Source organism: Legionella sp. PC1000, from assembly GCF_014109805.1.
GTDB lineage: Bacteria > Pseudomonadota > Gammaproteobacteria > Legionellales > Legionellaceae > Legionella > Legionella resiliens.
Genome location: NZ_CP059400.1, coordinates 1,247,396 through 1,258,541, shown reverse-complemented (window position 1 = coordinate 1,258,541; position 11,146 = coordinate 1,247,396). Strand labels below are relative to the sequence as shown.

Here is an 11,146-nt window from a genome sequence, read left to right as displayed (position 1 = left end):
TAATGGTTTTTTATATTTAGGAGCTGTTGAACAATTCATTAGATTAAGACAAAATGACCTGATTTTCGCGTACCGAAACACAGGGTTATAGATAAAGTGTTGAGATCATCGGAGCGCAGTAAAATCAGGACAATTTGGCCAACATAGTAGAAAATGGAAACAGTTCCTGGTTTATCACACCTTGGAGTCTTTTAGAGTATATATCATGCAGAACAAGCTTACTGTACTTATGGCACAAATCAATCCCACAGTAGGTGCTTTGGCATCCAATAGGGATCAAATAATAGAGGTTATAAAAAGCAACCAAGCTGATCATAATGTAATACTCTTTCCAGAATTGGCTTTAACAGGTTATCCCCCTGAAGATTTGCTCTTTCGCAAGGAATTTCAACAAGCAGTTACTGAACATTTAAAACAGATCCAATCCGTAACAAACGATTGCTATGTCCTTGTAGGACACCCAAGTCAAAAAGAACAATGCCTGTACAATAGCGTGAGTATTTTTTATAAAGGACAAAAAGTTGCAGAATATCACAAGCAATATTTACCAAACTATCAAATTTTTGATGAAGCACGTTATTTTACCCCCGGTGAAAAAAATCCATGTATTTTGAACGTAAATCAATACAAAATAGGCGTGATTATTTGTGAGGATTTATGGTATCCAGGTCCCGCAGAAGATTTAATTGAGAAAGGAGTTTCTGTCTTACTTGTTTTAAATGCATCTCCATTTGATTACAGTAAATATCAAAAACGAGAGGACCTCTTAAAATCATACGCAAAACGCGGCATATCCATAATCTATGTAAATCAAATTGGGGGTCAGGATGAACTGTTATTTGATGGTCAATCGTTAGCAATTGATTCACAAGGCAGGGTCTGTGCGCGCTCCCCTGCATTTAAAGAGGATTTACGTACCGTAACGATCCAAGCAAATCATGTTGAAGGTGCATTGTCTCCCCTTCTTGAGTTTGAGCCATTAATCTATGAAGCATTAATGTGTGGTACTCGAGATTATGTGAATAAAAATCATTTCCCCGGAGTTCTGATTGGACTTTCAGGAGGTATTGATTCAGCATTAACGTTAGCTGTAGCAGTGGATGCTTTAGGAGCAGATCGAGTACATGCGGTGCTTATGCCTTCACGTTACACCGCGCAAATGAGTAATGAAGATGCTTTAACGCAAGTAGAAAAATTGCACGTATCACATTCCACCCTATCGATTGAATCTGCTTTTAATGTCCTAATGACCACTCTTGAACCAGTATTTAAAGGGCGAGGCCCCGATACAACTGAAGAAAATATTCAGGCACGAATTCGTGGTGTGTTGATTATGGCATTATCTAACAAAACGGGCAAAATGGTACTTACCACTTCGAATAAAAGTGAATCTGCCGTAGGCTATGCTACGTTATACGGAGACATGGCCGGTGGATTTGCCGTATTAAAAGACGTACTTAAAACTCAAGTTTATGCTCTTGCGCGCTACCGTAATAGTCGTTCTGAAATCATTCCAGAACGCGTTCTAACCCGGGCTCCATCAGCTGAATTAAGACCCGATCAGACCGACCAGGACAGCTTGCCTGACTATACAACATTAGATGCAATCATTGTGGCCTATATGGAGAAGAATTTAACTCCCGAAGAAATAATTCAGCAAGGCTTTGCCGCAGAAACCGTAACTAAAGTAATTCACTTAATTAAACGCAACGAATACAAACGCCGCCAATCCGCACCAGGAATTAAAATAAGCCCAACCGCTTTTGGGAAAGATTGGCGTTACCCAATCACCAATGGTTTTTAAATTTTGCGGTATTGTCCTTTAGTTTAAGGTCCAATCTTTTGCCCTACGTCCTGCCCACAACCCCGCGCAGAAGCCTTGGGGACGGGACGTAAGGAAAAGATTCAAAATAAATCACTAAAATGCAGCATTGCTTTGCGTCGGAACATAAGACATTAACAAAGGCCTAAAGATTTAGTTTCACATACTTCTGATTGTTCTTCAGCAACTTTGCGTTGTTGCCAGAATGTAGGTAATTGTGAAAGCGCCGCATACCTGCTTTTATCTAACTTTTTAGGAAGATCTTGGATGGGTTCTTCAACGACTTCCGGTTTAGATAGAGTAGGTTTATCAGTGGCTGCTTTTTCTAAACGGGCTTTCATATGTTGCTCGATCAAGGCAAATTGTTTTAGGTCTATTCTGCCTTTAGATTCCCGGGTTTTATCAACCACCGGATTTCCCTGCTCGTCTTTCCTTTGCAACGTTTGAGATAACATACTGTTTGCTTGCAACACATGAGATAACTTGTTATTCATTTCATGCAGTTTCGATGCAGCAATTGAGTGAGCAGTATTTAATTGCAGTAAATAAGCTTTTAATTGCACATCGCTTTCAAGTAAGGGACCTTTATGATCAGCTAACCAGGAATTCAGCTTTGAATGAGCAGTTAAATTAATGTTATGCGGCACTCCCAAACTATTTATCCAGCAAAGACTTGTTTCACTCTTTGTACGTCGTAAAACAAAAGTTGATGTCACCCTATTTGCAATGAGGTCATCGTTAGTCAAAGCACTATGCGTTTTGGGGTTTTCTGGATTGATAACTAATTGAACTTTAGCGAGATATTGTTTTATTGCTTGTTCTCTTGCTTTGAGACACTCTCGTATAATCTGTTTTAAATGTACTTTGTTTAATTTTTCCACATCTTTTTCTTCTAATGACTCCAGCTTTTTAGCTAACTCGTCGCCTGGAGTAAGCGGATAAACATCACCAGTTACATCGACCCAAGAAATATGCCATTGATCATTTTTATAACTTACAGAAAAAGCAATTTTACCTTGTTGCGTGGATTGACATTGTTTCGCAGCGGCTAAATTATTAAAAACCAACACGTTTTCAGTTACTTGGCGTGCGCTTTCTTGAGTTGCTTGACGCTCAATATCTCGGATTTTCTTATCTTCTAATGTAGCCTTATATTGAGCCATAAAGCTATTAATCTCTGTCAATACTTCGTCCTTCAGATCCATGATGAAGCTAGGCATTAAATGATCTTCCAAAGGCTGGTAATCCGGGACTGCGTCAATCAATTCAAGAAAGAGAAAATAATTATAGGAGCTTTTAACATTCCACTCACCGTCACTTATCATGAGCTTTAATTCTTGCAACCGAGTATAAGCATCAGGGAAGTCTTTCATCACATTAATTGAGTGGCCTATTTTTTCACCACGAGTTCTAGTGTATTGATAAACCCAACCTGTTATCCATGATTTCACAGGTTGTTCGTATTTTTTTTCTGCTCTTTGAGCAATGGCAACTATTCTTTTGCGTCCTTCCTCTGACTCGTTTGCAATTATAGCCACTACCTGTTCAACAAATTCTTTAGATATTTTTAATGGTTTTTTTTTTGGCATTTTGAAACTCCTTTTCATGATGCAAAATTTATCTTTACATTAATATTAATTTCATACAAGCAGAAAATTATTATGCTAAATTGATCGCATGCGTATAGTCATGTTAATTTTTCTACATCATGCGAGGTTATAATAATTATCTTCCCCCAAACATCACTCCTTCAACCGAAGACTTAGACTTATTTTTTAAAGGCAAAATTGGACTTATTTCAGGTTTAAAACTTGTGCATTCACGAAGTATTTGTCACAGCCGCATCTCGATGGGCATAATCATCGCAGCATCTTATATAAAATATTTTATACAAATGATGCCAATTGGAAGTATAGACTCTGTTTTAAATTCTGCCATAAAAATGTGTCGATTGAATTTTGATAATAAAAAATTACCTACGCGCCTCTCTTTTCTAAAATATGCGCTTCGAGTACTTGCAAAATTAAAGTAACACGTTAACATGATTCGATAAAAAATAATAACAAAGGGATGTTATGAAATTTGCATTTTTTTCAGCCGCATTATTAGCAAGTGGTATCGCTGCAGCAGCAACTCCAGTCAATGGATGGTATTCCGGCGCATTTGGCGGATATACTCATTTAAATGGAAATGTATCTAAAAACATTTTGGGATTTCAGTTTGATAACGTTGATTACGAAAGTGGTTTTAATGCTGGATTACGTTTAGGCTATCAAAGCAATCCTATGCGCTATGAATTGGAATACACTTACTTACGTGCCAACACCCAAAACTTTCAGGTTGATTTCATCGATCAAATCGGGGTATCAGGAAACACTAATGCCAATATAGGCATGTTCAATTTTTATTATGATTTTCCTGACGTTATCCTACCCACAATTTCTCCCTTCGTAGGAGTTGGTATTGGATATGCTTACATTCAAACTTCTTTAGAAGGTACAGGCCCCTTTGGCATAACTCTTTTTGACGACCATCAACATGCATTTGCTTATCAAGGAACTGCCGGGCTCACTTTTAATTTTTCAGAAAACTGGGCATTAAATGCTGCCTATCGTTATTTGGCAACAGCAAGTTCTGGTAGTTTTGGTCGGACATTACAGGCGCAAATGGGCAGTGCTGGCGTTGTTTATCGTTTTAATAACTGCGATTATAAGTAATAAATCTGACTTGGATTTATTCAAATATATACTAGGACGGTTGGATTGACGCGCGGTTTTTCTCGCACGAGGTACCAAATACAGCCGTTCCCCCTAGTTGGGGCTGGGTGCTTATTTTTTTTCTGGCGGTTGATGGATTCTTGAATAAGCCAGTATTTGCGGTTCTTGCCATAAAGTCATAAATAAAACCATAACTAAAGGCCCTACGAACAAACCAAGCAGACCTAAAGTTTCTACTCCCCCAAGAATTCCAAATAACACTGCTAAAAAAGGTAACTCGATTGCACCACCAATTAACGCAGGCTTGACAAAATGATCTGCCACAAACATCACTAAAGTCCCCCAAACCAGAACAACGATTGCGCCAATCATACTACCAAATGAAAACAGAATAATCGCTACCGTAATAAAAACTATAGGCACAACGAAGGGAATCATTGCTGCAAGTGCTGTAATAAATCCGACAAGAGTAGGTGCGGGAAAACCAACCAGGCCATAACAAATTCCCATTAGGACCCCCACACCTAACCCAACAACAATTGTTCCATTTACTGTGGCTCTCAATGCCCTAGGGAGTCTGTCTGCATAACGAAACCATCTTTTCCCTAAACACGATTCCCCAACTTGATAAATCTGCAATATTAATCGATCGCCATCGCGATAAAGGAAAAACAAACTCAAAAGGGTAAAACCTACTTGAACACTTCGATGCGCTAAATTGGAGCCTATTTGTTTTACATAATAGCTCGTTGGAGTTAACGATAAGTGAACATTAGACAGCAAGCTTTTAATCATCCCTGGCTTACCAATATAATTATCCCAATAGGTAATCAAATCATTTCCCATAAATGGAAAGTCTTTTAAAAATTTAGGGGCTGCACCACCTTGTTGATTTATATCTTGCAAGAAATTAATAAATATCTGTAACTCCTTAATCAACAAACCCAATAACCAGCTTAATGGAAGTAGAAACAATAAGCCGATTAAAGTTGTAAAGAGTAAGGCAGATAAATTATCTTTATTCCCAAAAAAATAACGCCATTTTTCATATAAAGGGAAGGTAGCAATAACAATTATGGAAGCCCAGATCAATGATGGAATAAAGCGATGAATAATGAATAAACTAAGAACTACAATTCCAACAGTCAAACCCATACTAATGAGCTCTTTATGGTTCTCATTCATTTACGCAAAACTCCATGCTAAAAGTTGCATTATTAACCAAGCAGGCACAGCAGCGAATACATCATCCAACATAATCCCAAACCCGCCGCGTACTTTTTGATCAATATAACCTATGGGTTGTGGTTTCCAAATATCAAAAATTCGAAACAAAATGAATCCCCAGAGCATCCAGATTGCTCCTTTGGGTGCCAAAAACATAGTTAATAAATACCCTACAACCTCATCCCAAACAATTCCTTTATAGTCATGCACCCCTAAATCCTGCGAAACTTTCTCACTAACCCAAACTCCCAATACAAATGCGATTAGCGTAATAAAAAGATAAACTACCCAATTAGTTCCCATAAGTAGCAAATAGAGAGGTATTGCTGCCGCTGTCCCCCAGGTGCCTGGAGCAGTAGACATTAAACCACTACCAAATCCAAAAGCGATGAAGTAAATAGGATCTTGGAAAACACTTTTTGTTAAATTTATTTGTTTCATTTTCTTTTTCTCTATACTTAGCTCATTTTAAAGGCTGTATCCAAATACGTTAATGTACCATAGACCACCCTAGTTCTTGCCTTTCTAAATATCCCCGAAAACCAGTCAAGCTCTATTTCTACGCCCCACGGCTTGTCCGCGGGGCGTAGGCAGAGAGATGATCAAGTGACAGTTCTTGCCTTCAGCCCACTAAAAATGTGAGTAACCTGCTGGTTTTAACACATGACAATGATTGTTCGCATCCTTCACTCTTAAACCGGGTGTCGCTTCAATTACTCCAACAGGATAACAATGTAAATGAACTTCCTTGCACTCATTCATCAACGAAGCCAATCGATGCTCTGGTACTGTAAAGCATAACTCATAATCATCACCACCAGTCAATGCCAAATCAACTGCTTTATCAGACCAATACTTATCCAGTAAGGGATGTACTGGAATTGCCTCTTCGTTGAGACACGCACCCACTTTACTTGCGACACAAATATGATTTAAGTCTGCACTAAGTCCATCTGAAATATCTATAGCTGCAGTTGCATAACGCCGTAAAAAATCAACTAAATCAATTCGAGGTTTGGGATGCAGTAGTTTATTCATTAATTCAGAGTTATCTTCTTTAGATATCTTCTGATTTTCAAGAAATTTAATTGCTAAGGCTGCTGCCCCCAACTCCCCTGAAACCACAATTATGTCTCCAGGTTTAGCTCCACTACGTGGTATCGCTTTGTCTTTTGGTGCAGTACCAAAAACAGTGAGCGTTATTGATAAAGGGCCTCGTGTTGTATCACCACCTATTAAAGTCATATTAAATTGGCGAAGTGAATCTTTTAATCCTTGCACAAATAAAGTAAGCCACTGTTGATTGAATTCAGGCAAGGTTAAAGAAAGAGTAATCCAACAAGGATCTGCTGCCATAGCAGCCATATCACTAACATTAGCCATAACTGACTTGCAAGCAATGTCATAAGCATTCCATTGTGGGAGAAAGTGTACCCCTGAAACCAAAGTATCTGTGCTCACCAGTAGATTCATACCTTGAGAGATGTGTACACAGGCCGCATCGTCACCAATACCTAATAATACATCATCTCGTCTGCAATCAAGTGGTTTAAAAAAGTGCTCAATAAGTGAGAATTCATCCATGATTGATTTCAATTGAACGCACCTGTCGTGCCAAACTATTTAATACGCCATTAACATAACGATATCCATCCTGGGAACCAAATTCTTTGGTCAATGATATTGACTCATCAAGAACAACTTTATAAGGAATTTCAGGACAATAAAGTAATTCAAAAGAACCAATACGCAGTACAGTTAGTTCTATTGGATTGAGTCCTGTGATCTCTCTATCAAGAAAAGGAGTAATACTTGCTTCCAAAGTTTCAACATGAGCAGGCACACCGTGCAAAATACGGCAAAAATAATCTACATCCACCTTATTCATATTATTAATAACACGAAATTGTGCTTCAATTTCATGCAATTCGCTTCCGGACATGAACCATTGATAAAGAGCCTGAAGTGCTAATTTTCGGGCTTTTCTTTTACCGCTTATTGACTGCTTTTCCACCTTAACCTCATGAACTCTTCTTAAACATCTATAAAACCCTTCTCTCATTACATTAAGAGAGGGGATAAAAAGTCACTACCAGGACTTATTTAAATTTCTACCCTCTTGGCCAACCTGTCCTATTTTTCTGCGATCCGATGCGCACATACTTCGTGTTTGCCCTGCTTCCGTGCCCGAAAATCAGGTCATTTGGCTCAAGCTAGCGAAATGTAACGAGAACCTATTCTTTATTCATCTGATCAATTGTCTGTCTAAAATCGCTGACGTCTTTAAAACGTTTATATACAGATGCAAACCGTACATAAGCAACATGATCCAAACCATATAATTCTTTCATGACCAGTTCACCAATGAGCTGAGAATCAATCTCTCTCTCACCTCTACGGCGAATTTCTTGCGTAATCGAAATAATTGATGCTTCCAGTGCATCGACACTTACCGGTCTTTTTTCCAAAGCGCGTAACATACCTGATCGTAAATTATCGATATTAAACGGCTCACGCCTACCATCACGTTTAACGATTAACGGCATGATTAATTCAGCGGTTTCAAAAGTAGTGAAGCGTTCATGACATACAAGACATTCTCGCCTTCTACGTACCTGAGCACCTTCAGCGACCAGGCGTGAATCCACTACTTTAGTTTCTTCTGCATGGCAAAAAGGACAAAACATAATTATCTATAAACCGGAAACTCACGACATAAAAGCAACACTTGCTCTTTAACCTTTGCTATAGTCGTTTCATTGTTAATATCATCAAGAATATCTGCTATCCAATTGGATAAAAGCGTTATTTCTTTTTCTTTAAATCCTCTTGTGGTTACTGCTGGGGTGCCCAAACGTAAGCCACTGGTTACAAAAGGAGAACGAGGATCATTAGGAACCGTATTTTTATTCACGGTAATATTGGCTTTATCTAAAGCCGAATCCGCATCTTTACCCGTGATGTTCTTATCAATTAAATCAACCAATAATAAATGATTGTCTGTACCGCCGGAGACAATCTTGTATCCACGTCCCATAAGTACTGAAGCCATGGTTCTGGCATTCAATAATACTTGTTGTTGATAGGTTTTAAATTCAGGCAATAAAGCCTCAGCAAAAGAAACAGCTTTGGCAGCAATTACGTGCATTAATGGGCCGCCCTGGCTACCAGGGAAAACAGAGGAGTTTAATTTCTTCTCTATTTCTTCATTGGCACGGCATAAAATCATCCCACCTCTTGGTCCTCGAAGTGTCTTATGCGTAGTAGTTGTCACTACATCTGCATAAGGAACTGGGGAAGGATAAAGACCTACCGCAATCAAACCAGCAACATGAGCAACATCTGCCATTAGATAGGCGCCTACTTTATCTGCTATTGCTCTGAATCTGGGCCAATCAAGGGTACGTGAATAAGCGGAAAATCCCGCGATAATCAATTTGGGCTTATGCTCCAGAGCCAAACCCTCTAAAACATCATAATCAATTAAACCAGTGTGGGCATCAACGCCATAAGGTATTGCCTCATAAAGCTTACCTGAAAAATTAACTTTGGAACCATGAGTTAAATGCCCCCCATGAGGTAATGCCATACCTAAAATAACATCACCAGGAGCTAATAGAGCCATCATTACTGCGGCATTGGCTTGTGAACCTGAATGTGGTTGAACATTAACGTAATCCGCATCAAAAAGTTTTTTTGCACGGGCGATGGCTAACTCTTCAGCAACATCAACATACTCACATCCACCATAATAACGCTTACTTGGATATCCTTCAGCGTATTTATTCGTTAATACGGAACCTTGGGCCTGCAAAACGCGCGGACTTACGTAATTTTCCGATGCAATAAGTTCTACATGCTCTTCTTGCCGGCGTTGTTCATCAACAATAGCTTGATATAATTCGTCATCAAAATTTTCTATGGTATAGCTTTGGTTAAACATGAGTAATCCTTGGGAAAATGTTAAGGTTTAACGATGATGTCATTACGTACTCTACTCACACCATCCACGCTCGCAGCTATAATCCCTGCTCTTTGTTTCAATCTTGGGGAAGCAACAAAACCACTGAGTTGCACTTCGTCTTTAAAGGTCTTAACTTGTATAGCTAAACCTGTACGCCCTAATTGATTCACTAACGTTGCTTTCACCTTAGCAGTGGTAGTCGAACTATCCAAAAACTCTCCTGTGCTTTCACTACCTGGAGATGCAACACATGCTATGATAAATATAGATAAAAGTCCCAAAAACAGCATTTTAAGTGAGTTACGCATCCAAAAACTCCCTAAAGAAAAAACGTCATAAGACTACCACAAAATTTACTTGGTTACGAATTGTGAATACAAATCGAAAATAATGCTGTTATTTTGATTAAAAACTCGTCCCCAGCTGCAAAATCCATAACCGGGGAAGGTTAGATTCTGATTCTATCGAATAAGTCTTTTGAAATTAATCATTAACTATGACTGTGGGTCCAGATTCTGAAGGATGCTTAACCACTTGGTTATTTTTTTTATTATGTCCATGAACATTGTTTGGCTTGGCATTATTTACAGTAACTTGTTTCTGTTCATTGGCATGATGACCATGGCCATGTGTCTTAACTTGAGTAGAAGCCTCTTTTGTTTTTGTATGACCTCGATGATGACGGGAAGGATGACGATAATCATGTGGACGTTCATCGAAACCATAAATTTCAGAGCGGGGAGGAACTGAGTGATAATAACCGGCCTCATAATATTCCGGTTGGGTCATTTCACACGCAGTCAAAAAAGGTAACAACAGAAGACAAGGGATAAAACGCTTCATGAACAACTCCTGAAACACAAATAAAAAAGGGAAGGTGCAATTGGATGCAACTTCCCTATCATCAAATAAGCTATTGCCTATTTTTTATAAATTACTTATTTTTTTGCAGTAATTTCAACTTTATCGCCTTTAACACCTTTATTCATGTAATTAACGATACGTACAGTACTATTTACGTTAGTCCAACCTGAATAAATAGTGCCATAAGGGCCTTGGATTAAAAGATTCATACCAGAATGGCAGTAACCGTAATAATACAAGTCGATGTAATGAGGTGCATCATAATAGAATATTGTGAAAGGATTTAAGGGAGCCCCATCATCAAAAGTACCGTATACACGGACATTGTCGATACTGTTATTGATGATTTCAATTTCACAATAACCTGGATACATCGTTGATTTACCAGCGGACTTATGATTTTTGTCAGCTTCGGTAGCTTTTGGATGCAAATGTGCATTTGCTGCAAAAACTTGACCAATCAAACAAAAACAAAGAGCAAATAACAAGGACTTCAACTTCATGGTTTCTCCTTTGTGTGATGAAAGCAGCATAGTAGCAAAGTGTTGTATT

12 protein-coding genes are annotated in these 11,146 nt (G+C 38.6%); 2 read left to right on the top strand and 10 right to left on the bottom strand.

Going from position 1 to position 11,146, the window contains the following annotated elements; translation table 11 throughout:
* The first annotated feature begins 205 nt into the window (after nucleotides 1-205).
* Complete coding sequence (locus FOLKNPGA_RS05475) at nucleotides 206-1,804, top strand: NAD+ synthase (protein WP_182352042.1); 1,599 nt, start codon at nucleotides 206-208, stop codon at nucleotides 1,802-1,804.
* A 152-nt stretch (nucleotides 1,805-1,956) separates the two neighbouring features.
* Here the strand turns inward: FOLKNPGA_RS05475 and FOLKNPGA_RS05470 are convergent, their stop codons facing one another.
* Nucleotides 1,957-3,411 (bottom strand): hypothetical protein, encoded by a 1,455-nt coding sequence (locus FOLKNPGA_RS05470; protein WP_182352041.1) that lies wholly within the window; start codon nucleotides 3,409-3,411, stop codon nucleotides 1,957-1,959.
* A gap of 486 nt (nucleotides 3,412-3,897) precedes the next feature.
* On the opposite strand from FOLKNPGA_RS05470, the gene FOLKNPGA_RS05465 reads away from it, so the two are divergent.
* Nucleotides 3,898-4,539: an outer membrane protein gene (locus tag FOLKNPGA_RS05465; RefSeq protein ID WP_182352040.1), complete on the top strand. Its 642-nt coding sequence runs from the start codon at nucleotides 3,898-3,900 to the stop codon at nucleotides 4,537-4,539.
* 111 nt (nucleotides 4,540-4,650) lie between these two features.
* On the opposite strand, the gene FOLKNPGA_RS05460 is transcribed toward FOLKNPGA_RS05465, so the two are convergent.
* The 9 genes from FOLKNPGA_RS05460 to FOLKNPGA_RS05420 all read right to left on the bottom strand — a co-directional run bounded on the left by FOLKNPGA_RS05460 (nucleotide 4,651) and on the right by FOLKNPGA_RS05420 (nucleotide 11,097).
* A complete protein-coding gene (locus tag FOLKNPGA_RS05460) occupies nucleotides 4,651-5,724 on the bottom strand; it encodes an AI-2E family transporter (RefSeq protein WP_182352039.1) in 1,074 nt (357 codons plus the stop codon).
* On the bottom strand, nucleotides 5,725-6,207 hold the full coding sequence (locus tag FOLKNPGA_RS05455) for a phosphatidylglycerophosphatase A (protein ID WP_182352038.1): 483 nt from the start codon (nucleotides 6,205-6,207) through the stop codon (nucleotides 5,725-5,727). It abuts the gene before it with no gap.
* Nucleotides 6,208-6,396: 189 nt separating this feature from the next.
* Nucleotides 6,397-7,350, bottom strand: coding sequence for a thiamine-phosphate kinase (gene thiL, locus FOLKNPGA_RS05450; protein WP_182352037.1), 954 nt, complete (start codon nucleotides 7,348-7,350; stop codon nucleotides 6,397-6,399).
* The gene (gene nusB / locus FOLKNPGA_RS05445) at nucleotides 7,343-7,780 is read right to left on the bottom strand and encodes a transcription antitermination factor NusB (protein WP_182352036.1); all 438 of its coding nucleotides are present in this window, start codon (nucleotides 7,778-7,780) and stop codon (nucleotides 7,343-7,345) included. Before nusB ends, thiL begins: the two co-directional genes overlap by 8 nt.
* Nucleotides 7,781-8,000: 220 nt before the next feature.
* Nucleotides 8,001-8,453, bottom strand: a complete 453-nt coding sequence (gene nrdR / locus FOLKNPGA_RS05440) for a transcriptional regulator NrdR (protein WP_182352035.1) — start codon at nucleotides 8,451-8,453, stop codon at nucleotides 8,001-8,003.
* A gap of 2 nt (nucleotides 8,454-8,455) precedes the next feature.
* A complete protein-coding gene (gene glyA, locus FOLKNPGA_RS05435; RefSeq protein WP_182352034.1) occupies nucleotides 8,456-9,709 on the bottom strand; it encodes a serine hydroxymethyltransferase in 1,254 nt (417 codons plus the stop codon).
* A 20-nt stretch (nucleotides 9,710-9,729) separates the two neighbouring features.
* Nucleotides 9,730-10,038 (bottom strand): BON domain-containing protein, encoded by a 309-nt coding sequence (locus FOLKNPGA_RS05430; protein ID WP_182352033.1) that lies wholly within the window; start codon nucleotides 10,036-10,038, stop codon nucleotides 9,730-9,732.
* A gap of 175 nt (nucleotides 10,039-10,213) precedes the next feature.
* Nucleotides 10,214-10,573, bottom strand: coding sequence for a hypothetical protein (locus FOLKNPGA_RS05425; protein WP_182352907.1), 360 nt, complete (start codon nucleotides 10,571-10,573; stop codon nucleotides 10,214-10,216).
* A gap of 95 nt (nucleotides 10,574-10,668) precedes the next feature.
* Entirely contained in the window at nucleotides 10,669-11,097 is a 429-nt protein-coding gene (locus tag FOLKNPGA_RS05420; protein ID WP_182352032.1) for a hypothetical protein, read from the bottom strand.
* Nucleotides 11,098-11,146 lie beyond the last annotated feature (49 nt).

Excerpts from the sequence above, each read along its gene's own strand:
- FOLKNPGA_RS05475 (WP_182352042.1), top strand. The coding sequence starts at position 206 with ATGCAGAACAAGCTTACTGTACTTATGGCACAAATCAATCCCACAGTA.
- FOLKNPGA_RS05470 (WP_182352041.1), bottom strand. The coding sequence starts at position 3,411 with ATGCCAAAAAAAAAACCATTAAAAATATCTAAAGAATTTGTTGAACAG.
- FOLKNPGA_RS05465 (WP_182352040.1), top strand. The coding sequence starts at position 3,898 with ATGAAATTTGCATTTTTTTCAGCCGCATTATTAGCAAGTGGTATCGCT.
- FOLKNPGA_RS05460 (WP_182352039.1), bottom strand. The coding sequence starts at position 5,724 with ATGAATGAGAACCATAAAGAGCTCATTAGTATGGGTTTGACTGTTGGA.
- FOLKNPGA_RS05455 (WP_182352038.1), bottom strand. The coding sequence starts at position 6,207 with ATGAAACAAATAAATTTAACAAAAAGTGTTTTCCAAGATCCTATTTAC.
- thiL (WP_182352037.1), bottom strand. The coding sequence starts at position 7,350 with ATGGATGAATTCTCACTTATTGAGCACTTTTTTAAACCACTTGATTGC.
- nrdR (WP_182352035.1), bottom strand. The coding sequence starts at position 8,453 with ATGTTTTGTCCTTTTTGCCATGCAGAAGAAACTAAAGTAGTGGATTCA.
- glyA (WP_182352034.1), bottom strand. The coding sequence starts at position 9,709 with ATGTTTAACCAAAGCTATACCATAGAAAATTTTGATGACGAATTATAT.
- FOLKNPGA_RS05430 (WP_182352033.1), bottom strand. The coding sequence starts at position 10,038 with ATGCGTAACTCACTTAAAATGCTGTTTTTGGGACTTTTATCTATATTT.
- FOLKNPGA_RS05425 (WP_182352907.1), bottom strand. The coding sequence starts at position 10,573 with ATGAAGCGTTTTATCCCTTGTCTTCTGTTGTTACCTTTTTTGACTGCG.
- FOLKNPGA_RS05420 (WP_182352032.1), bottom strand. The coding sequence starts at position 11,097 with ATGAAGTTGAAGTCCTTGTTATTTGCTCTTTGTTTTTGTTTGATTGGT.